At 64.0% G+C, this 22408-nt stretch carries 19 protein-coding genes; 6 read left to right on the top strand and 13 right to left on the bottom strand.

The window, feature by feature from the left end; all coding sequences use genetic code 11:
• Positions 1–22: 22 nt before the first annotated feature.
• From ACSFA3_RS01155 to ACSFA3_RS01100, 12 genes are all read right to left on the bottom strand, one after another.
• Positions 23–454: a PaaI family thioesterase gene (locus ACSFA3_RS01155; RefSeq protein WP_435503571.1), complete on the bottom strand. Its 432-nt coding sequence runs from the start codon at positions 452–454 to the stop codon at positions 23–25.
• A complete protein-coding gene (locus ACSFA3_RS01150) occupies positions 451–1242 on the bottom strand; it encodes an SDR family oxidoreductase (protein WP_435503570.1) in 792 nt (263 codons plus the stop codon). Before ACSFA3_RS01150 ends, ACSFA3_RS01155 begins: the two co-directional genes overlap by 4 nt.
• Complete coding sequence (locus ACSFA3_RS01145; protein WP_435503569.1) at positions 1239–1565, bottom strand: hypothetical protein; 327 nt, start codon at positions 1563–1565, stop codon at positions 1239–1241. Before ACSFA3_RS01145 ends, ACSFA3_RS01150 begins: the two co-directional genes overlap by 4 nt.
• Positions 1565–3415 (bottom strand): acyl-CoA dehydrogenase, encoded by a 1851-nt coding sequence (locus tag ACSFA3_RS01140; RefSeq protein ID WP_435503568.1) that lies wholly within the window; start codon positions 3413–3415, stop codon positions 1565–1567. Before ACSFA3_RS01140 ends, ACSFA3_RS01145 begins: the two co-directional genes overlap by 1 nt.
• Positions 3416–3425: 10 nt before the next feature.
• A complete protein-coding gene (locus ACSFA3_RS01135; protein WP_435503567.1) occupies positions 3426–4601 on the bottom strand; it encodes an acetyl-CoA C-acyltransferase in 1176 nt (391 codons plus the stop codon).
• A gap of 28 nt (positions 4602–4629) precedes the next feature.
• A complete protein-coding gene (locus ACSFA3_RS01130; RefSeq protein ID WP_435503566.1) occupies positions 4630–6735 on the bottom strand; it encodes a 3-hydroxyacyl-CoA dehydrogenase NAD-binding domain-containing protein in 2106 nt (701 codons plus the stop codon).
• Between the two features lie 93 nt (positions 6736–6828).
• Positions 6829–7536, bottom strand: a complete 708-nt coding sequence (locus ACSFA3_RS01125; protein ID WP_435503565.1) for an ABC transporter ATP-binding protein — start codon at positions 7534–7536, stop codon at positions 6829–6831.
• A gap of 1 nt (position 7537) precedes the next feature.
• Positions 7538–8359 (bottom strand): ABC transporter ATP-binding protein, encoded by an 822-nt coding sequence (locus tag ACSFA3_RS01120; protein ID WP_435503564.1) that lies wholly within the window; start codon positions 8357–8359, stop codon positions 7538–7540.
• Positions 8356–9627, bottom strand: coding sequence for a branched-chain amino acid ABC transporter permease (locus ACSFA3_RS01115; RefSeq protein WP_435503563.1), 1272 nt, complete (start codon positions 9625–9627; stop codon positions 8356–8358). Before ACSFA3_RS01115 ends, ACSFA3_RS01120 begins: the two co-directional genes overlap by 4 nt.
• A 1-nt stretch (position 9628) precedes the next feature.
• Positions 9629–10582, bottom strand: a complete 954-nt coding sequence (locus ACSFA3_RS01110) for a branched-chain amino acid ABC transporter permease (protein WP_435503562.1) — start codon at positions 10580–10582, stop codon at positions 9629–9631.
• The gene (locus tag ACSFA3_RS01105) at positions 10579–11805 is read right to left on the bottom strand and encodes a branched-chain amino acid ABC transporter substrate-binding protein (RefSeq protein WP_435503561.1); all 1227 of its coding nucleotides are present in this window, start codon (positions 11803–11805) and stop codon (positions 10579–10581) included. Before ACSFA3_RS01105 ends, ACSFA3_RS01110 begins: the two co-directional genes overlap by 4 nt.
• Before the next feature lie 156 nt (positions 11806–11961).
• Positions 11962–13605 carry a 3-(methylthio)propionyl-CoA ligase gene (locus ACSFA3_RS01100; protein ID WP_435503560.1) on the bottom strand — a complete coding sequence of 548 codons (1644 nt, stop codon included), beginning with the start codon at positions 13603–13605 and terminating at the stop codon, positions 11962–11964.
• Between the two features lie 107 nt (positions 13606–13712).
• On the opposite strand from ACSFA3_RS01100, the gene ACSFA3_RS01095 reads away from it, so the two are divergent.
• Genes ACSFA3_RS01095 through ACSFA3_RS01075 form a run of 5 tightly spaced genes read left to right on the top strand, consistent with a single transcriptional unit; the run spans position 13713 to position 17330 of the window.
• Positions 13713–15227 (top strand): protein adenylyltransferase SelO, encoded by a 1515-nt coding sequence (locus ACSFA3_RS01095; protein WP_435503559.1) that lies wholly within the window; start codon positions 13713–13715, stop codon positions 15225–15227.
• Positions 15224–15661, top strand: a complete 438-nt coding sequence (gene msrB / locus ACSFA3_RS01090) for a peptide-methionine (R)-S-oxide reductase MsrB (protein ID WP_435503558.1) — start codon at positions 15224–15226, stop codon at positions 15659–15661. Before ACSFA3_RS01095 ends, msrB begins: the two co-directional genes overlap by 4 nt.
• 22 nt (positions 15662–15683) lie before the next feature.
• Complete coding sequence (locus tag ACSFA3_RS01085) at positions 15684–16226, top strand: septation protein A (RefSeq protein WP_435503557.1); 543 nt, start codon at positions 15684–15686, stop codon at positions 16224–16226.
• A complete protein-coding gene (locus ACSFA3_RS01080; RefSeq protein ID WP_435503556.1) occupies positions 16223–16495 on the top strand; it encodes a BolA family protein in 273 nt (90 codons plus the stop codon). The genes ACSFA3_RS01085 and ACSFA3_RS01080 overlap by 4 nt, the downstream gene beginning before the upstream one ends.
• 49 nt (positions 16496–16544) lie before the next feature.
• The gene (locus ACSFA3_RS01075; RefSeq protein WP_435503555.1) at positions 16545–17330 is read left to right on the top strand and encodes a foldase protein PrsA; all 786 of its coding nucleotides are present in this window, start codon (positions 16545–16547) and stop codon (positions 17328–17330) included.
• A 48-nt stretch (positions 17331–17378) separates the two neighbouring features.
• On the opposite strand, the gene purL is transcribed toward ACSFA3_RS01075, so the two are convergent.
• Positions 17379–21440 carry a phosphoribosylformylglycinamidine synthase gene (gene purL, locus ACSFA3_RS01070; RefSeq protein WP_435503554.1) on the bottom strand — a complete coding sequence of 1354 codons (4062 nt, stop codon included), beginning with the start codon at positions 21438–21440 and terminating at the stop codon, positions 17379–17381.
• Positions 21441–21541: 101 nt separating this feature from the next.
• Between purL and map the strand changes: the two genes are divergently transcribed.
• Complete coding sequence (gene map, locus ACSFA3_RS01065; RefSeq protein WP_435503553.1) at positions 21542–22399, top strand: type I methionyl aminopeptidase; 858 nt, start codon at positions 21542–21544, stop codon at positions 22397–22399.
• Positions 22400–22408 lie beyond the last annotated feature (9 nt).

The following is a 22408-nucleotide window of genomic DNA, read 5'->3' as shown; positions in this document are numbered from 1 at the left end:
GCTCCTGTTTCGTTGTGAGAGGTCAGTCCGTCGATGGCAGGCGGTCGATCACGCCCCGCTTCTTGACGTACTTGAACGTGCCGGTCGAATGCGCGCAAGCCCGTCCCGCTTCGTCGTAGATGGTCGCTTCTACGAACGCGATGGAAGCCGTGCGATGCATCAGCCGGCCGCGCGCATGCAACGGCCCGACCGACGGCTGCATGAAGCTGGTCTTCATCTCGATGGTGACGACGCCGTCCTCGGGCGTGTCGCTGCGTGCGGCTGCGGCCATCGTCACGTCGAGCAGCGTCATGCAGGCACCGCCGTGCGTCACGTCGAAGGTGTTCAGATGCTCGGGCTTCGCCGTGTAGAGGATCTCGGATTCGCCGTTCTCGAACTTCACCAGCTCGAAGCCGAGATGGCGCGCGAACGGAATCAGCCGGGCATAGGAGAGCTTGTCGACAGCGCCGGTCATGCGCCGGTTACCACGCTCACGCCGCCATCCACCGCCAGCCACTGCCCGGTGATGTGCTTGCCGGCGTCGCTGGCGTACAGCAGCGTGATGCCCTTCAGGTCTTCGTCGTCGCCTAACCGGCGCAACGGCGCGTGCGAAATCATCTTGTCCTCGCCCATCGATTCGATCAGGCCCGAAGCCATCTTCGTCTTGAAGAAACCGGGGCAGATCGCATTCACGTTGATGCCGTACTTGCCCCATTCGGCAGCCAGCGTGCGCGTGAAGCCGATGACGGCCGTCTTCGAGGTGTTGTACGCGATCGTCTGCATTTCCGGCGGGTTGCCGTTCAGGCCGGCGATGGAGGCGATGTTGATGATGCGACCGCTCTTCTTCGGAATCATCCAGAGGTTGGCGACCTGCTGTGCCAGCACGAAGTAGCCGCGCACGTTGAGGTTCATCACCTTGTCCCAGGCCTGCACCGGATGCGATTCGGCAGGCGCGCCCCAGCTGGCGCCGGCGTTGTTGATCAGGATGTCGATGGCGCCCATGCGCTCCAGCGTCTGGTCGGCCAGGCGACGCGTGTCTTCTTCCTTGCCGCAGTCGGCGGCGATCCAGCGCGCGTCGATGCCCGCGGCCTGCAGGTCGGCGGTCGCGTGTTCCAGATCGTCGGCCTTGCGGGAACTCAGCATGATGCGCGCGCCGGCCTCGCCGAGCGCATGCGCCATCTGCAACCCCAGCCCGCGCGAGCCGCCGGTGATCAGCGCAGTCTTGCCGGTGAGGTCGAACAGCGTTTGAACGTTTCGCGTCATGGTTTCGGGTCTTTCAGCCGTGAACGTACATAGATGAGAACGATACCGGTGACGATCGCCGCCACGCACGGCACGACGATCGACCAGCCGATGGCGGCGTCTTCGTCGAGCGTGGCAATGCCGAGCGCGAGACCGAAACCGCCGATGAAGATCAGCAGCCAGGTCCACTTTTCGAGCCGGACATAGGGATTGGGCGCATCGGCGGACGCAGCGACGAGGCCGTCGACGTGTTGGTCGGCAGGCGTGCGCGGGGGACGTGGCGATTGCGGCGAACGCGGCGAACCTGGATGTTGCGGGGAATTCGGCGGAGTGGGCGTAGCCATCAGAAAGCGTCCTCTGGGAGTGCCATGCAGGTCGGATCGCGACCCTCGACGACCCCGAGCCACGCGCCGATCTTCGGCAGTTCGTAATGAAAGAAATAACGGGTTGCGCCGAGCCGGCCCTGGGTCGCGGGCAGCGAAGACGCGGGGTCGCGCTCCAGGGAGCGCTGCGCGACATCGAGCCAGGTCCAGGCCAGCACGGTATGGCCGAAGGCCTGCATATAGGGTACCGCGTTCGCGAGGGCTTCCTGCGGATCGCCTGTCGCCCAGGCGGATCGGGTTGCGGAGACGATGCGCGCCGTAGCCGCGTCCAGCGCTGCCGCGTAATCGGCGAGCGACGGTTCGGCTGCCGCACGCCGCGCCGTCGCACCGATACGTCGACCCAGCAGCGCGAGCCCGCGCCCCTCCTCCATCACAACCTTCCGTCCCAGCAGATCGGCCGCCTGGATACCGTGCGTTCCCTCGTGGATCATATTGAGCCGGTTGTCGCGCCAGTACTGCTCGACCGGGAAATCACGCGTGTAGCCGTAGCCGCCATGCACCTGTATGGCGAGCGAATTGGCTTCGAGGCACCACTCGCTGGGCCAGCTCTTGGCGATAGGCGTCAGCACTTCGAGCAGCAGCCGCGCATCGTCGGCGGCCTGCGGATCGTCGGCGGAAGCAGCGGTCTTCTGCTCGTCGACCAATCTCGCGCAGTACAGCATCAGCGCCAGCGCGCCCTCGCAATACGACTTCTGCGCCAGCAACATGCGGCGCACGTCGGCATGTTCGATGATGCGAACCTGCGGCCGCGCGGCATCCTTGCCACCACCCGCCTTGCCGATCAGCCGGCCTTGCGGCCGGTTCTTCGCGTAGTCGAGCGACGCTTCGTATCCGGCCATACCGAGCATCGTCGCCGCCATGCCGATCCCGATCCGGGCCTCGTTCATCATGTGGAACATGCAGTGCAAGCCCTTGCCAGCCTCGCCGACGAGATAGCCGACCGCGCCGGCCTTGCCGTCAACGGGAAAGCGCCCTTCACCGAAATTGAGCAACGTGTTCGTCGTCCCGCGCCAGCCGAGCTTGTGGTTGAGGCCGGCGAGCGCGACATCGTTGCGCTCGCCAGTGAGATTGCCTTCGGTGTCGACCAGCTTCTTCGGAACGATGAACAGAGAAATGCCGCGCGTGCCCGGAACCAGTTTGCCCTCGACGTCCGGGATCTTCGCCAGCACGATATGGACGATGTTCTCGGTCAGCTCGTGGTCGCCGGACGAGATCCACATCTTGTTGCCGGTCAGCCGGTAGCGCGGGCCGAGCGGGTCGATCTCGAAGTCGGCGCCGTCCGGCACCGCCCGGGTCGCCACGTCGCTGAGCGACGAACCGGCTTGCGGTTCCGACAGGCACATCGTCCCTGACCACCGCCCCGCGAACTCGTTGTGCGCAAACACTTCTTTCTGCATCGGCGTGCCGTGGACCATCAGCAGGTTCGCGTTGCCGCTGGTCAGCATGCCGGAGCCGATGCTTACCGATGCCTTGGCGAAGAACGCATTGGCCGCCGCCTGCACGGTGTACGGCAACTGCATGCCGCCGATCTCGTAATCCTGCGCCGCGCTCAACATGCCGGACGCCGCGAACGCCGCATGCGCGTCGTGAGTGGCTTGCGGTAGCACGACTTTTTCGCCGTCGAAGCGCGGCTCCTGCGTGTCGATGGTGCGGTTGTGCGGCGCGTACTTTTCACGTGCGATGCGCTCGCAGGTGTCGAGCACCGCATCGAAGGTTTCGCGAGAGTGGTCGGCGAAGCGCTCCCGCCGGTTCAGCGACTCCGCGTCGAGCCAGTCGTAGAGCAGGAAATCGAGGGTCTGGCGGAAGGTCATCGGAACGCTCTCAAAGGACTTCGAAAACTCCCGCAGCGCCCATCCCGCCGCCGATGCACATCGTCACCAGCACCTTCTTCGCGCCGCGCCGCTTGCCTTCGATCAGCGCATGCCCGGTCAATCGCTGGCCGCTGACGCCGTACGGATGTCCGACCGCAATTGCGCCGCCGTCCACGTTCAGCCGATCCGCCGGAATTCCCAGCTTGTCGCGGCAGTAGATCACCTGCACCGCGAAGGCTTCGTTGAGTTCCCACAGGTCGATGTCGTTCACCGTCAGGCCCAGGCGCTTGAGCACCTTCGGGATTGCGAAGACGGGGCCGATGCCCATCTCGTCGGGCTCGCAGCCCGCAACCGCAAAGCCGAGGAAGCGGCCGAGCGGCTTCAGTCCCTTGCGCTCGGCGTACGTCTCGTCGACCACCACGCAGGCACCGCCGCCGTCCGAGAACTGGCTGGCATTGCCGGCGGAAATCACACCGCCGGGAATCGCCGGGCGGATGCCGCTGATGCCTTCCTTGGTCGTGCCGGCGCGGATGCCTTCGTCGTTCTCGACGGTGACTTCCTTCGTGCGCAGACCCAGCACCGCGTCGGCAAAACCGGCAGTCACCGTGATCGGCGCGATTTCGTCCCTGAAGCGGCCGGCTTCGAGCGCGGCCGTGGCCTTCTGCTGGCTCGACGCGCCGTATTCGTCCATCGCGTCGCGGCCGATGTTGTAGCGCTTGGCAACCTGCTCGGCCGTCTGCAGCATGTTCCAGTAGATCTCGGGCTTGTTCCTGACCAGCCACGGGTCGGAGATCATGTGGCGGTTGGCTTCGTTCTGCACGCACGAAATGCTCTCGACGCCGCCGGCCACGTAGACCTCGCCTTCGCCCGCGATGATGCGTTGTGCCGCGGTCGCGATGGTCTGCAGCCCGGACGAACAGAAGCGGTTGATGGTCATGCCCGACGTGGTGATCGGCAGGCCGGCGCGCAGCGCGATCTGGCGCGCGATGTTGGAGCCGGTCGCGCCTTCCGGCGTCGCGCAACCCATGATCACGTCATCTACTTCGGCGCCGTCGATGCCGGCGCGAGCCACCGCGTGCTGCACGGCATGGCCGCCGAGCGTCGCGCCGTGGGTCATGTTGAAGGCGCCTTTCCAGCTCTTGGCAAGCGGCGTGCGGGCGGTCGAAACGATTACGGCATTGGTCATGTGAGTCTTCCTGATGGGATGGTTCTGATCAGCTGAACTTCTTGCCTTCGGCCACCAGCTTCTGCAGCAGTGGCGCGGGCTGCCAGAACTGGCCGTCGTCGCGCGGGTTCTTCGCGAATCGCTTCATCGATTCGGCCACGTTGTAGAGGCCGACCTCGTTCGCGTAATGCATCGGACCGCCGCGCCACAGCGGGAAGCCGTAGCCGGTGAGGTAGACCATGTCGATGTCGCCGGACTTGCTGGCGATACCGTCTTCGAGGATGTGCGCGCCTTCGTTCACCAACGAATAAACCAGCCGCTGCACGATCTCCTCGTCGCCGATCTTGCGCGGCACGATGCCTTCGTCCTTGCGGTGCTGCTCGATCAGTTCCGCCACCACCGGGCTCGGAATCGCGTCGCGCTTGCCCGGTGCATAGTCGTACCAGCCGGCACCGGTCTTCTGGCCGAAGCGGCCGAGTTCGCAGAGCTTGTCGGCGGTGCGGCTGTACTTCATGTCGGCACGCTCGGTCGCGCGGCGCTTGCGGATGGCCCAGCCGATGTCGTTGCCCGCCAGGTCGCCCATGCGGAACGGACCCATCGCGAAACCGAACTTCTCGACCGCGCGATCGACCTGTTGCGGCGTGCAGCCTTCGTCGAGCAGAAAGCCGGCCTGCCGCGAATACTGCTCGATCATGCGATTGCCGATGAAACCGTCGCACACACCGGAAACCACGGCCGTCTTCCTGATCTTCTTCGCCAGCGACATCACGGTTGCCAGCACGTCCTTGCCGGTCTTCGCGCCGCGCACGACTTCAAGCAGCTTCATCACGTTGGCCGGACTGAAGAAGTGCATGCCGACCACGTCCTGCGGACGCCTGGTGAAGGCGGCGATCTTGTCGACGTCAAGCGTGGAGGTGTTCGACGCGAGGATGGCGCCAGGCTTGGCTATCTCGTCGAGCTGCGTGAAGACCTTCTCCTTGACGCCCAGTTCCTCGAACACCGCTTCGATGATGAGGTCGGCATCCTTCAGGTCGGCGTAGTCGAGCGTGGTCGACAGCAGCGCCATGCGCTCGTCGTATTTCTCCTGCTTGAGTTTGCCCTTCTTGACCTGCGATTCGTAGTTCTTGCGGATGGTCGCGATGCCGCGGTCCAGCGCTTCCTGCTTCATCTCCAGAATCTTCACCGGGATACCGGCGTTCAGGAAGTTCATCGAGATGCCGCCGCCCATCGTGCCGGCGCCGATCACGCCGACGGTCTTTATCTGGCGCTGCGGCGTGTCGGCCGCGACATCGGGCACCTTGGACGCAGCGCGCTCGGCCATGAACAGATGACGCAACGCCGACGATTCGGGCGACAGCATCAGTTCTGTGAACAGGCGGCGCTCTTCGGCAATGCCGGCGTCGAACTTCATCGTGGTCGATGCGCGCACCGCTTCCAGGCACTTGACCGGCGCGGGGTAGTTCTTCGACATGCCCGTCACCATGTTCCGCGCGAAAGCGAAATACGCTTCGCCGTTCGGGTGCTTGCTCGGCAGATTGCGAACCAGCGGCAGGTCTTCGGGCTTGGTGCCGGCGACCTTCTTCGCGAAGTCGATCGCTTCGTCGAGCACCGTTTCCGCCGATTCGGAAAGCTTGTCGAACAGCTTCTGGCCGTGCAGCGAGGCCAGCACCTCGCTCTTCACCGCTTCGCCGCTGACGATCATGTTGAGTGCGGTCTCGACGCCCAGCACGCGCGGCAGGCGCTGCGTACCGCCCGCGCCCGGCAGCAGGCCGAGCTTGACTTCGGGCAGCGCGACGCTGGTGCCCGGCGCGACGACGCGGTAGTGGCAGCCGAGCGCCAGTTCCAGCCCGCCACCCATGACGACCGAATGGATGGCCGCGACGATCGGCTTCTGCGACGCTTCGAGCGCCAGGATCACGCTTCCGAGGTTCGGCTCCTGCGCCGCTTTCGGCGTGCCGAATTCCTTTATGTCCGCACCACCCGAAAACGCTTTTCCGGCGCCAGTGATGACGATCGACTTGATTGCGTCGTCAGCATTCGCCTTGTCCAGGCCGTCGGTGATGCCGACGCGTGTCGCGAAGCCGAGCCCGTTGACGGGAGGATTCGCCAGCGTGATCACGGCGACATCGCCGACCACTTTGTATTCAGCCGTCATGCTTTTTTCCTTCGAAAAATAATAAAAATTCTAGGCATTTGGGAGGGACAGGCAACCGTCGGAAGTCGCTGGTGGGACTCTGCGTTTTCGAGCTTAGACCTCAAGCCACTCCTTGCGCGTCGCCGCATCCGCACGCAGGCTCGCCGGCGTGCCGTCGAACACGATGCTGCCGTGGCCCATCACCAGCGCGCGGTCGGAGATCCGCATCGCAATCGTCAGCTTCTGCTCGATCAGCAGCACCGAAATGCCGCGCTCTTTGAGCCGTTGCAGGTAGTCGCCGACCAGTTCGACGATCTTCGGCGCCAGCCCTTCGGTCGGCTCGTCGATGATGATCAGGTCGGGGTCGCCCATCAGCGTGCGGCACAGCGTCAGCATCTGCTGCTCGCCGCCAGAAAGCACGCCGGCTTCGGTGTGCTGCCGCTCCTTGAGACGCGGGAACATCCCGTACATGTCGTCGAAGGACCAGCGGCTTTTCGCGGCGCTTGCAGCGCTTGCGCTCTTCTGGCCAAGCATCAAGTTCTGGTGAACGGTGAGCTTGGAGAACACGTCGCGGTTCTCGGGCACGTAGCCGATGCCCAGGTGCGCGATCTCGTAGGCCTTGCGGCGCAGGATGTCCTTGCCCTTCCACTGCAGCAAGCCTTCCGCATGCACGAGCCCCATCACGGCCTTCGCAGTCGTCGACCGGCCCGATCCGTTGCGGCCCAGCAGCGCGACGATCTCGCCGGCGCCGACCTCGAACGTCACGCCGTGCAGCACGTGGCTCTTGCCGTAATAGGCGTGCAGGTCCTGAAGTTTCAGCATCTCAATGACCTCCCTGCGCGTCGATACCGGCAATTCCTGCGACTCCATCCGCAACCGGCGCACCCAGATACGCCTCCTGCACACGCGGATTCGCGCGTACGGCTTCGGGCGTGTCGAACGCGATCACCTCGCCGTAGACCACAACCGCGATCCTGTCCGCGAGTCCGAACACCACGCCCATGTCGTGCTCGACCGTGAGCAGCGTGCGCCCGACCGTGACTTCCTTGATCAGCGCGATGAAGTGCGTCGTCTCAGTCTTGCTCATGCCAGCGGTCGGTTCGTCGAGCAGGATCACGCTGGCGCCGCCCGCGATGGTCACGCCGATTTCCAGCGCGCGCTGTTCGGCGTAAGTGAGGTTCACGGCGAGCACGTCGCGCTTGGACGCGAGCCCGACCTGGACCAGCAGTTGCTCGGTGCGCTCGTTCGCATCGTGCATGCGCGAGAGAAACCGCAGCAGCGTGTATCGATAACCGAGGCTCCACAGCACGCCGCAGCGCAGGTTTTCGAACACACTCAGCTTCGGGAAGATGTTGGTGATCTGGAAGCTGCGCGACAAGCCCATCCGGTTGATCTCGTACGGCTGCCTGCCGTCGATGCGCTGGCCGTGCAGTTCGACCGAGCCGCTCGTCGGCGCGAGACGTCCGCTGATGAGATTGAACAGCGTCGACTTGCCCGCGCCGTTCGGCCCGATGACGGCAACGCGCTCGCCGGCCTTCACCGACAGGTTCGCGCCGCGGATGATTTCGGTCCTGCCGAAGTTCTTGCGAAGGTCGGTCAGCTCCAGCGCCGGCGAGGTTTCATTCTTGTAAGTCGATTCGCTCATGCAATCTCCGTGCGCCGCATGTCGAGTTCGATTGCTTCCTGCGCGTGCCCCCATGCCTGCACGAAGCGCCGGCGCACGACTTCAAGCATCGCGCCACCGACCAGCACCAGCGCCGCCGACACGATCCATGCCGTGGCGGTCGAGGTATCGAGCGCAAAACCGAAGAACTGCAGCGTCGGCCCGACGGCCGAATTGAGCTGCCGGTGATAGAGCATTTCGATCAGTGCGGCCGCGCCTGCCACCATCACGGCGCCAGTCGCGAGCAGGCCGGCATACAGCGCCCAGAACGGCTTGAAGCGGCCGAACCTGGCGACTCGGATATTCATCATCACCAGGCTCGCCACGCCGCCCGGCGCGAACATCACCATGAACAGGAACACGAGGCCCAGGTACAGCAGCCACGCCTTGCTGAGTTCCGACAGCAGCACCGAAGCGAACACCAGCAGCACCGCGCCGATGATCGGGCCGAAGAAGAAGCCGGCGCCGCCGAGAAAAGTGAACAGCAGATAGCTGCCGGAGCGCACGCTGTTCAGACTGTCCGCTGCGTTGACGATCTCGAAATTGATGGCAGCCAGCCCGCCGCCGATGCCCGCGAAAAACCCGGCGACCATGAACGCGAAGTAACGGACTCGCTGCGTGCTATAGCCGATGAACTCGACGCGCTCGGGGTTGTCGCGCACCGCGTTCAGGATTCGGCCGAGCGGCGTGCCGGTGAAGGCATACATCAGCGCGGTGCAAACGAAGCAGTAGGCGGCGATCAGGTAGTAGACCTGGATCTGCGGCCCGAAGCTGAAACCGAGGAACGGCATGCCATAGACGCGGTTGGCGGTCACCCCGCCTTCGCCGCCGAAGAACGTCGGAAACATCAATGCCATCGATGCGACGAGTTCGCCGAGGCCCAGCGTGATCATGGCGAAGGTGGTGCCGGATTTCTTGGTGCTGACATAGCCGAACAGTGCCGCGAAGAACAGTCCGCCGAGCCCGCCGACCAGCGGAATCAGCACCAGCGGAATCGGCATCTTGCCGCCCGAAGCCAGGTTCATCGCATGCACCGCGATGAAGGAGCCGAGACCCGTGTAGACCGCATGGCCGAAGCTCAGCATGCCGCCCTGCCCGAGCAGGATGTTGTAGCTCAGGCAGATGACGATGAGGTAGCCGATCTGCGAGAGCATGGTCAGCGCGAGGCTGCTGCGGAAAAGCATCGGCGCCACGATGAGCGCGATGGCGAACAGCGCCCAGACGGCGATGCGGGTGAAGTTGGGTTTCATCTCAATCTTCCCGCGTTCCGAGCAGGCCGCGCGGCCGGAAGATCAGGATCAGCACCAGGAAAAGATACGGCAGGATCGGCGCGACCTGTGAGATCGTGAGCTTGAGCAGCTCGTAGCCGAAGGTCTGGTCGGTGACCGCAACGCCGAGCGCGCGAAGGCCCGTGGCGGCCGACCAGTCGAGCGCCACCGCGAAGGTCTGCACGACGCCGATCAGCAGCGACGCCAGAAATGCGCCGGCCAGCGAACCCATGCCGCCGACCACCACCACCACGAAGATGATCGAGCCGACCGATGCGGCCATCGCCGGCTCGGTCACGTAAGTGTTCCCGCCGATGACGCCAGCCAGTCCCGCAAGTGCCGCGCCGCCGCCGAAGACCAGCATGAACACGCGCGGCACGTTGTGGCCCAGCGCCTCGACCATCTCCGGATGCTTGAGCGCAGCCTGGATCACCAGCCCGATGCGGGTGCGCGTGAGCAGCAGCCACACGGCCAGCAGCATGAGCAGCGCCACGGCCATGATGAATGAGCGCGACTTGGGAAACTGCGTGCCGTACAGCGTGAACAGCGGCCCTTGAAGTTGCGTCGGCAATCCGTACGGCACCGTCGACCGACCCCACACCAGCTGCACCACCTCGAGGATCAGATAGGACAGCCCGAATGTCACCAGCAACTCGGGCACGTGACCGAACTTGTGGACCCGTCGCAGGCTGTAGCGCTCGAAAGCCGCGCCGAGCGCGAACACAGCCAGCGGCGCCAGCACCAGCGCCGGCCAGAAACCGACGACGCCGGAGATGGTGTAGGCCAGGTAGGCGCCCAGCATGTAGAAGCTGGTGTGGGCGAAATTGAGCACGCCCATCATGCTGAAGATCAGCGTCAGGCCCGAACTCAGCATGAACAGCAGCAGCCCGTAGCTGACGCCGTTGAGCAGCGAGATGGCGAAGAATTCTGCGTTCAAGGTCGCTTCATCTGGCAAGACGTCGGCGTGCTCGCCACGTAGGCCTCATAGAACTTCACGGGCGCCAGCGTGTAGCCGGTGTTCTCGGGGCTGTACGGATTCTTCGCGTCGGCCTTCTGCCAGCGGGTGATGTACAGGCCCTGCTGGAGTTGATGGTCGGCCTTGCGCATCTCGACCTCGCCGTTGAAGCTGTTGAACTTCATGCCTTCCAGCGCCGCCGCCACCTTCAACGGGTCTGTCGACTTGCTCTTGACGAAGGCCTCGTTCATCATCGCGAACACGGTGTAGATGTCGGCTGTGTAGAGGTCGTCATTGAATTTCTTCTTGTACTCGGCCATGAGCGGCTGCATCACGCCGCTCGCGTTGTAGTGGGTATAGCCGACCTGCAACACCTTGCCATCGGACGCCGCGCCCATTGCAGTCGGTGTGCCCGTGGTGGCCGCGTAGTAGGTGTAGAACTTGACGTTCAGGCCGGCATCGTTCGACGCCTTGATCAGCAGCGCCAGGTCGGAACCCCAGTTGCCGGTGATGACCGTGTCGGCGCCCGACTGCTTGATCTTCGCGATGTAGGGCGCGAAGTCGCGCACCTGGGCCAGCGGGTGCAGGTCGTCGCCGACGATCTCTATGTCCGGCCTTTTCTTCTTAAGGTTTTCCTTGGCGAACTTAGACACCTGCTGGCCGTGCGAATAGTTCTGGTTGATCAGGTAGACCTTCTTGATCTCCGGCTGCTCCTTCATGTACGTCGTCAACGTTTCCATCTTCATGGAAGTGTCGGCATCCAGCCGGAAATGCCAGTAGCTGCACTTGCTGTTGGTGAGGTCGGGGTCGACAGCCGCATAGTTGAAGAACAGCACTTCCTTGCCGGGATTGCGGCCGTTGTGTTTCTCAAGCGCATCGATGATCGCCAGCGCGGGTCCCGATCCGTTCCCCTGCACCACGTAACGCGCACCCTGGTCCATGGCCGAGCGCAGCGCGCTGGTGGTTTCCTGCGGACTGAGCTTGTTGTCGATGCCGATGATCTCGAACTTCACGCCAGCAGCGTTCTTCTTGTTGAACTCTTCGGCGAGGAATTGGAAGGTCTTCAGCTGATTTGTGCCGACCGCGGCCATCAGCCCTGACAGCGGATCGAGCCAGGCGATCTTGACCGTCTCGCCCTTCTGCGCAAAAGCCATCGATGCGCTGAGAGCGCCTGCGGCAACGAGTGCCATGCCAACTGGATTCATTTCTTGTCTCCTGGTCTCTTCGTGTGAAGGCGACGCGAGGTTACAAGCCTTTGAACGCACGACCGTCAGGGATTGCCCGTAACGCCCGCGCATCGGAAACGCATCGCTATCCCGTTGGCGACATGTTCCTACCGCAAGGTAGAAAAATTGCGGCGATCAGATCGTCGGCAGCGTGTACCCGCGCAATTGCTCGCGCAGTTTCGCCTTGAGCATCTTGCCGGTCGCACCAATGGGAATCGACTCGACGAAGATGACATCGTCGGGCACCTGCCACTTGGCGGTCTTGCCTTCGTAGAACCTCAGCAGCTCCTCGCGCGTCACTTCCGCACCGGGACGCCTGACCACCGCGATCACCGGCCGCTCGTCCCACTTCGGGTGCGCCACGCCGATGCAGGCGGCCATCGCGACAGCCGGATGCGCGACCGCGATGTTCTCGATGTCGATGGAACTGATCCACTCGCCGCCCGACTTGATCACGTCCTTGCTGCGGTCGGTGATCTGCAGGTAGCCGTCGGGATCGATGGTCGCCACGTCGCCGGTCGGAAACCAGCCGTGGCCGTTGGCGTCCGGTACCAGCGGATCGCCGCCCTCGCCCTTGTAGTACGCCTTCACGATCCACGGCCCCTTGACCATCAGGTCGCCATAGGCCTTGCCGTCCCAGGCCAGCTCGGCACCCTCGCCGTCGACGATCTTCATGTCGACACCGAAGATCGCCCGCCCCTGTTTCAGGCGAATCGCGTTCTGCGCTTCGGCCGGCTGCGCAAGGTGCTTGTTCTTGAGCGTGCACAGCGTGCCGAGCGGGCTCATCTCCGTCATGCCCCAGGCGTGCAGCACGTCGACGCCGTAATCCTGCTGGAATGCCTGGATCATGGCCGGCGGGCATGCGGAGCCGCCGATGACGGTGCGCGTCAGGCTGCTGAAGCGCAGACCGCCCGGCTTCATGTGCGTCAGCAGCATCTGCCAGACCGTCGGCACGCCGGCCGCGAAAGTCACCTGCTCCGCCTCGATCAGCTCGTAGACCGATTTGCCGTCCAGCGCAGGACCGGGAAACACCACCTTGCAACCCGTCAGCGCGGCCGAGTACGGCAGACCCCAGGCGTTGACGTGGAACATCGGCACGACGGGCAGCACCGAATCGCGGGCCGAAAGGCACATCACGTCCGGCAGCGCCGCACCATAGGCGTGCAGGATCGTCGAGCGGTGGCTGTAGAGCGCGGCCTTCGGATTGCCGGTCGTGCCGCTCGTGTAGCACATGCTGGACGCGGTGTTCTCGTCGAAGGTCGGCCAGGCGTAGGTGTCGGACTGCGCGCCGATCCAGCTTTCGTAGCTTTCCAGGTTCGGTACGCCGCTGTCAGCGGGCAGGCGGTCGGCATCGCAGAGCGCAATCCATTTGCGAACGCCCGGGCACCTGGCGTGCACCGCCTGCACCAGTGGCAGGAAGCTCAGGTCGAAGCACAGGATCTTGTCTTCCGCATGATTCGCGATCCACGCAATCTGATCGGGATGCAGGCGCGGGTTGATGGTGTGCAGCACCCGGCCGGAACCGCTGACGCCGTAGTAAAGCTCCAGATGCCGGTAACCGTTCCAGGCCAATGTCGCGACCCGGTCGCCGAAACCCAGGTTTTCGCCGTCCAGCGCATTCGCCGCCTGGCGGGACCGCCGGGCCACGTCAGCCCATGTGTAGCGGTGAATGTCGCCCTCGACACGCCGCGAAACGATCTCGCCGTCGCCATGATGGCGCTCGGCGAATTCGATCAGCGACGAGATCAACAGCGGTTGGTCCTGCATCAAGCCCAGCATCGGGTGCACTCCTGGAAAATTTGAATTGTTGCCCAGCGTTCCGCAGCGACGTAGGGGGATTGCCCGTAATCCGCGAGTCGGCATGCGACGTACGGGAAAATCGACCCATGAGCTCGACATTCCCCGCCACCGAGGCAGACACCGAAACCCCGACCGCCCTGCCCTGGCGCAACGGTTTCGTCCGGCTCGGTTCTGCCTTCTCGACAAGGCTGCAGCCGACGGCGATCAGCGCGCCTTACTGGGTCGGCCGCAGCGATGCGCTTGTCGACGAACTCGGCCTTCCGGCCGGCTGGATCGACTCGGCGGAGGCTCTCGCCGCGCTGGCGGGCAACGCGGTCCTATCGGGCAGCGAGCCGTCGGCGAGCGTCTACAGCGGACATCAGTTCGGTGTCTGGGCCGGACAACTCGGAGACGGCCGTGCGATCCTGCTCGGCGAAATCGAAACGCCGCACGGTCCGCGCGAACTGCAGCTCAAAGGCGCTGGACGCACGCCCTATTCGCGCGGCGGCGACGGCCGGGCCGTGCTGCGGTCGAGCATCCGGGAATTCCTTTGCAGCGAGGCGATGCACGGCCTCGGCATCCCGACCACGCGCGCGCTGGCCGTGATCGGCTCCGACCAGCCAGTACGCCGGGAGGAAATCGAAACTGCTGCCGTCGTCGCACGCACGTCGCCGAGCTTCGTCCGCTTCGGTCATTTCGAGCACTTCGCGCATTCGGCAACCGACCGCACCGTCGAACTTAAGGCGCTGGCCGACGAAGTCATCGACCAGCACTACCCGGAATGCCGCACATCCGGACGCTTCGGCGGCAACGCCTACGCCGCGTTCCTGGAGGCGGTCAGCGAACGCACCGCGAAGCTGCTTGCCCAGTGGCAGGCAGTGGGTTTCTGCCACGGCGTGATGAACACCGACAACATGAGCATCCTCGGGCTCACCATCGACTACGGGCCGTTCCAGTTCCTCGACGGCTTCGATCCGGCGCACATCTGCAACCACAGCGATACGTCGGGACGCTATGCCTTCAATCAGCAGCCGAACGTCGCGTACTGGAATCTGCATGCGCTGGCGCAGGCGCTGCTGCCGCTGATCGGCGAGCAGGAAGTGGCCGTGGCCGCGCTGGCGTCTTACAAGACCGTGTTTCCGGAAGCGTACGACGCCCGAATGCGCGAAAAGCTGGGATTGAGCCACACCGCAGAAGATGCAAAAGATCCCGAAGACGATCGCGCGCTGATCGACGGCGTTCTGCGTCTGCTGGCGACCGAGCGCACCGACTGGACGATTTTCTGGCGCCGGCTTTCCGACTGCGGCGAACGCGGCGAGACGGCGCCCGTGCGGGACCTGTTCATCGACCGCTCCGGCATCGACGCATGGCTGCCGCGCTGGCTCGAGAAGCGCAACGCAACCGCCTCGATGCTGCCCATGCACCGGATCAATCCGAATTTCGTGCTGCGCAACCATCTCGGCCAGCAGGCGATCGAGCTGGCGCAGCGAAAGGACTTCTCGGGCGTCGCGACCTTGCTGAATCTTCTCGAAACCCCATTTGAAGAACACGCCGGCTACGAGACGTACGCCGGCTTCCCGCCCGACTGGGCCTCCACGATCGAAATCAGCTGCTCATCATGACCAACTCATCTTCCTCATCCGCCACGCCCAAGATCCAGAAAACCGATGCCGAATGGAAAGCCGTGCTTGCCGAAAAGGGCGCCGAGCCTGCCGCTTTCCAGGTGACGCGGCATGCCGCCACCGAGCGACCGTACACCGGAAAGTACGAAGCCAACTGGGCCGACGGCTCCTATCACTGCGTCTGCTGCGGCGCGAAACTGTTCGAGTCCGGCACCAAATTCGACGCCGGCTGCGGCTGGCCAAGCTTTTCGGAAGAAGCGGTGCCTGGCGCAATCACCGATATCGTCGACCGTTCGCACGGCATGACGCGCACGGAAAACGTCTGCACCAACTGCGGCGCGCACCTCGGTCACGTGTTCCCGGATGGCCCGACCGAGACCGGGTTACGCTATTGCATGAATTCGGCTTCGCTCGATTTCACGCCAAAAGACTGAACTGCCCGCTCGCGGCCACTTGATGAAACTACTGCTCGACTTCTTCCCCATCCTGCTTTTCTTCGTCGCCTTCAAGCTGGCCGACATCTATGTCGCCACAGGCGTGCTGATGGCCGCTACGGTGCTCCAGATGGCGATCACCTATGCCATCGAGCGCAAGCTGCAGGCGATGCAGAAGGCAACGCTGGTGCTGATCCTCCTGTTCGGCACGCTGACCTTGGTGCTGCACGACGACCGTTTCATCAAATGGAAGCCAACCGTGCTTTATGCAGCAATGGCGATCGGCCTGGCGGTCGCGCTCTGGGGTTTCCGGAAGAATTTCCTGCAAACCATGCTCGGCGCCCAATTGCAGTTGCCGACGCGGATCTGGACGCACCTGAACATCGCCTGGATCGGCTACTGCCTTTTCATGTCCGCCATCAACGCCTACGTCGCGCTGTATTTCAGCACCGAGGCCTGGGTCAATTTCAAGCTCTGGGGATATGCCTTCCCGATCGTTTTCCTGATCGCACAGGGTCTGTACATCTCGCCTCATCTCAAATCGGAAGACAAGCCCGCCGCATGACCGGAACATTTCTCCCGACCGCCGTCGATCTCGACAAGGCGCTGCGCAGTTCGATGGCGCCCACATCTCTCGAGGTCATCGACGAAAGTGCCCAGCACGCCGGGCATTCCGGCGCAGGCACCGAAGGCTACGGCACCCACTTCCGCGTGCGCATCGCTTCGCCGCTGTTCGAAGGGAAGTCGAGGGTGGCGAGACATCGGCTTGTGTATGATTCATTGCACTTTTTCATCGCTCAGGGCGTCCACGCCATCGCGATCGAAACGCTCTGAAAACCATCCGAGTTCCGACGCTCGACGTCGTTCCGTAAATACCTTCCCAATGAAAAACAAAACCCTCAAGACCATTGCGGTCGCGGCCGTCCTGAGCGCAGCCTCGATCGGCGCCTTTGCACAGAACGTCGCCATCGTGAACGGCAAAGCCGTGCCCAAGGCGCGACTGGATGTACTTGCACAGCAACTCGCAGCAGCCGGCCGGCCCGTCACGCCTGAAATGGCGCCCCAATTGCGCGAAGAAGTCATCGCCCGCGAAATCTTCATGCAGGAGGCGCAAAAGCAAGGTTTAGAAGCGACCGACGACTACAAGAGCCAACTCGAACTTGCGCGCCAGGCCATTCTGATCCGCACGCTTTTCGAGAACTACCGCAAGCAAAGTCCGGTAACCGACGCAGACGTCCAGGCGGAATACGACAAGTTCGTTGCGGCCAATGGCGGCAAGGAATTCAAGGCGCGCCATATCCTGGTCGAGACGGAAGATCAGGCGAAGAAGATCATCGCCGACCTGAACAAGGGTGCGAAATTCGAAGACCTGGCGAAGAAGCTGAGCAAGGATCCAGGATCGGGCGCCAACGGCGGCGATCTCGACTGGGCTGCACCAGCCAGCTTCGTTCCCGAATTCTCGGAAGCGATGATGAAACTCGGCAAGGGCCAGACCACCGCGGTTCCGGTCAAATCGCAATTCGGCTACCACGTGATCCGCGTCGACGACATACGTCAGGCGCAATTGCCGAAGATCGACGAAGTGAAGCCGCAAGTCACGCAGCAATTGCAGCAGCAGCGCCTTCAGAAATACCAGGAAGATCTTCGCGCCAAGGCGAAGGTGGAATAAAAAAAGCGGCTCCGGCCGCTTTTTTTATGTCCAACGAGTCGAGGGCGCTTAGCCGACCCACTTGCGCGCATTGCGCCAGATCTGCATCCATGGGCTCAAGTCATCTGGCTTGCCCGATGTCCAGCTCATCTGGATGTTGCGGAAAACGCGCTCCGGATGCGGCATCAGCGCGGTAAACCGACCATCCGGCGTGGTCACCGCGGTCAGCCCTTCCGCGCTTCCGTTTGGATTGAACGGATATTGCACAGTCGGCTTGCCCTGGTTGTCGACGAACCGCATTGCCGGAACAACGCGGCTCGCGTCGCCTCGACGATCGAAGTCGGCATAGCCCTCGCCGTGCGCAACCGCGATCGGCAGGCGGCTTCCGGCCATTCCGGTGAAGAACAGGCTCGGCGATTCAAGCACCTCGACCATCGAAAGACGCGCTTCGAAGCGCTCGCTCCGATTTGTCGTGAAGCGCGGCCAGGCTTCGGCGCCGGGGATGATGTCCGCAAGCTCTGCGAACATCTGGCAACCGTTGCAGACGCCCAAGCCGAAGGTGTCTGCACGGCTGAAGAACGACTGGAATTGCGCTGCAAGCTTCGGATTGAAGGTGATGCTTCGCGCCCAGCCGATGCCCGCGCCCAACGTGTCGCCGTAGCTGAAACCGCCGCAGGCGACCACGCCCTTGAAGTCGGCCAGATCGGCACGGCCGGTCTGCAGATCGGTCATGTGGACGTCGTGAGCGTCGAAACCGGCTTCGGTGAAGGCATAGGCCATTTCGACGTGCGAGTTGACGCCTTGCTCCCGGAGGATGGCGACTTTCGGGCGGGACTGGAGTATTGCGGGCGCGTCGAGGTTGCTGCCCGGCGCCAGGAAGAGATGCAGGCCGGGATCGGCTACATCACCCGCGGCAGCATGTTCCGCATCTGCGCAGGCAGGATTGTCGCGTTCGTGGGCGATCTTCCAGCTCACCGAATCCCAGACCTGATGCAGGTCGTGCAGCGTCGCGCTGAACACCGATTTCGCGTCCCGCCAGACTTCGAGCTTGCCCTTGCCGGCGTCCATGGTGGAGCTTTCGGGGCGCGTCTTGCCGACGAAGTGACTGCAGGCGCTCAGATTGTGCGAGCGCAACAACTGCATGACCTCGTTGCGCTCGGCGGTCCGGACCTGCAGCAGCATGCCCAGCTCCTCGCTGAACAGCGCCTTGAGCGTCAGTTCTTCGCGACGCGCGCCGACCTGCGTTGCCCAGTTCTTGGCATCGCCGGTTTCCATGCGGCTGTCGGAAATGCCGTCGCCTTCGGTCACCAGCATGTCGACGTTCAGTGCGACGCCGACATGGCCGGCAAAAGCCATTTCGCAGGCTGCCGCGAAAAGGCCGCCGTCGCTGCGGTCGTGCATCGCGAGAATCTTGCCGCCGGCGCGCAACGCATTCACCGCGGCGACCAGGCTGACCAGGTCTTGCGGATGGTCCAGATCGGGGACGACATCGCCACTCTGCCCCAACGTCTGCGCCAGGATGCTGCCGGCCATACGGTGCTGTCCGCGACCGAGGTCGATCAGCACCAGCGTCGTATCGGCTTCGTCGCGATCGAGTTGCGGCGTCAGGGTACCGCGCACATCGGCCAGCGTGGCGAAGGCCGTGACGATCAGGCTGACCGGCGAAGTGACCTTCTTCTTCTCTGCGCCGTCCGACCACTGGGTGCGCATCGACAGCGAATCCTTGCCGACCGGAATCGAAATCCCGAGCGCCGGACACAACTCGAGACCGACCGCCTTTACCGTCTCGTACAACGCCGCATCTTCTCCCGGCTCGCCGCAGGCGGCCATCCAGTTGGCCGACAACTTGACCCGCGACAGCTCGATCGGCGCCGACAGCAGATTGGTGATGGCCTCGGCCACCGCCATCCGGCCCGACGCGGGCGCGTCGAGCGCGGCCAGCGGCGTGCGCTCGCCCATGCTCATCGCCTCGCCGGCGAAGCCCTTGTAGTCGGCCAGCGTCACGGCGCAATCGGCTACCGGCACCTGCCACGGGCCGACCATCTGATCGCGATGCGTCATGCCGCCGACCGTGCGGTCGCCGATGGTGATGAGGAAGCGCTTCGACGCGACGGTCGGATGCGAGAGAACGTCGATCGCCGCTTTTTGCAGGTCGACGCCGGTCAGGTCGAGCGGCTTGAAGCTGCGCGTGACGGTCCTGACGTCGCGCAGCATCTTCGGCGGCTTGCCGAGCAGGACATCCATCGGCATGTCCACCGGCTGGGCAGCGGCGCCCTCGTCCGCAACCACCAGCTGGCGCTCTTCGGTCGCGACGCCCACCACCGAGAACGGACAGCGTTCGCGCTCGCAGAAGGCCTGGAACTGCGCCAGCGATTCCGGCGCGATGGCCAGAACGTAACGTTCCTGGCTTTCGTTGCACCAGATCTCCTTCGGCGCCATGCCGGATTCTTCGAGCGGCACCGCGCGCAGGTCGAATCGGGCGCCTCGCCCGGCGTCGTTGGTCAGTTCGGGGAACGCATTCGAAAGCCCGCCCGCACCGACGTCGTGGATTGCAAGGATCGGATTCGCCGCGCCTTGCTGCCAGCAATGGTTGATGACTTCCTGCGCGCGGCGCTCGATCTCCGGATTGCCGCGCTGCACCGAGTCGAAGTCGAGCTCGGCCGCGTTGGCGCCGGTCGCCATCGAACTCGCCGCGCTGCCGCCCATGCCGATGCGCATGCCCGGACCGCCGAGCTGGATCAGCAGCGAACCGGCAGGAAACAGGATCTTCTTCGTCTGCGTCGCGTCGATGCTGCCGAGGCCGCCGGCGATCATGATCGGCTTGTGATAGCCGCGCTGGACCGTAGCGCCGTCGGTGCCGGTGCTTTCGATGGCCTGTTCGTATTCGCGGAAATAGCCCAGCAGGTTCGGCCGGCCGAACTCGTTGTTGAATGCCGCGCCACCGAGCGGGCCCTCGGTCATGATCTGCAGCGGACTGGCGATATGCGCCGGCTTGCCGTAGTGCGCCTGTTGTCCGTCTTCGGGCCAGAGCTTCGACACGGTGAAACCGGTCAGGCCCGCCTTAGGTTTGGAGCCGCGGCCAGTCGCTCCCTCGTCGCGGATCTCCCCTCCGGCGCCGGTCGATGCGCCAGGAAACGGCGAAATGGCGGTCGGATGGTTGTGCGTCTCGACCTTCATGAGCACGTGGCTGAGCGTCGACTCCTTGGTGTAGCTTCCGCCGGCCGTTGACCGATCTGCGTCGCTGCGCGGCACGAAGCGTTCGATCTGCGTGCCCTCCATCACCGATGCGTTGTCGGCATAGGCGATCACCGTGTGCTGCGGACTCTGGCGCTCGGTGTGCCGGATCATCCCGAACAGGCTGTGCGACTGCGCCTCGCCATCGATGACGAAGTCGGCGTTGAAGATCTTGTGCCGGCAATGTTCGCTGTTGGCCTGCGCAAACATCATCAGCTCGACGTCGCTCGGATTGCGGCCGAGCCGGGTGAAGGCATCGACCAGATAGTCGATCTCGTCTTCCGCCAGCGCCAGGCCGAATTCGGCGTTGGCGGAAACCAGCGCCGCGCGACCGCCGCCCGACACGTCGACCTGCGCCATCGCCTGCGCCGGAAGTTCGGCGAAAAGCGCGGCGGCACCGTCGATGCCGGGCAGCACCGATTCGGTCATGCGGTCATGAAGCAGTGCAGCGACGACGGCCAGCGCATCGCCCTGGAGCACCGGCGTCTTGCCGAGCGTGCGGTCCAGCAGCGGCGCCTTCAGCGCGAGGTGGAATTGCGTGACGCGTTCGACACGGCGCAGCACCAGACCGCAGTTGTGGGCGATATCGGTGGCTTTCGACGCCCACGGCGAGACGGTGCCGAGGCGCGGCGTGACGACCAGTTCGGTCACGCCCTTGCTTTTCGGTGCGACGAACGGGTCGCCATAAGCAAGCAGAGAAGCGAAGCGCGCGCGCGCGGCATCGTCGGGAATGCTGTCGGTGACCACCAGATGGACAAAACGAGCCGTGATGGCGTCGATTCGCGAATCGACGGCCTGGAGCCGGGGAAGCAACTGGCGGGCGCGAAAGTCGCTGAGCGCGCTGCCGCCCTCGAACACGGTCACGACGGGTGGGCGGGTTGGGGTGGTCTGCGTCACGTGGCTGCCGAGTGAAAAAGAGCTCACAATTTTAGGCTACGCGACTGGGGACTTGGCTCAGGCCGTCGAACCGTCGCGGCGACGGGTGGGATAATTGTTTCATGAGCATTACCTACCACGACGCCGACGGCGCAGCCGCGATGCGCGTTGCCGGGCGCCTCTCTTCCGAGGTCCTGGACTACCTCACGCCTTTCGTCAAACCCGGTGTCACCACCAATGAGCTCGACCGCCTGGCGGGCGAGTTCATGGTGAAGCAGGGCACGACTTCGGCCTGCCTCGGCTACATGGGCGCAAGCTCCGTGCCGTACCCGAAGAACACGTGCACATCGCTGAATCACGTGGTCTGCCACGGGATTCCGAACGACAAGCCGCTCAAAAAGGGCGACATCCTGAACATCGACGTGACCGTCGTGAACGACGGCTGGTTCGGCGACAACAGCCGCATGTTCATCGTCGGCGACGCGTCGATCGCGGCCAAGCGGCTGGTGCAGATCACCTACGAGGCGATGTGGCACGGCATCCTGCAGGTTCGCCCCGGCGCACGGCTGGGCGATGTCGGGCATGCGATCCAGAAATTCGCCGAAGGTCACGGCTATTCGGTGGTGCGCGAATTCTGCGGCCACGGCGTCGGGCGCAATTTCCATGAGGAGCCGCAGGTTCTGCATTACGGCCGGCCCGGGACGCTCGACGAACTCAGGCCCGGCATGATCTTCACCATCGAGCCGATGATCAACGCCGGAAAGCGCGACATCAAGGAAGACGCCAAGGGCGGCCAGTACGACGGCTGGACGATCGTCACGCGCGACCACTCGCTGTCCGCGCAGTGGGAACACACGGTGCTGGTCACCGAAACCGGCTACGAGGTACTGACGTTGTCTGCCGGCAGCCTGCCGCCGCCGGCCTTCGTCACCGAGGCTGCGGCCGCGCCCCGCGTTGCTGCCACCGCTTCCGCTGCCTGACCGCGAACG

This window comes from Variovorax glucosi, assembly GCF_051216695.1.
In the GTDB taxonomy this organism is placed as follows: Bacteria; Pseudomonadota; Gammaproteobacteria; order Burkholderiales; family Burkholderiaceae_C; genus Variovorax.
The sequence above is the reverse complement of the archived record's forward strand: the minus strand, read 5'-3'. Positions and strand labels throughout refer to the sequence as shown.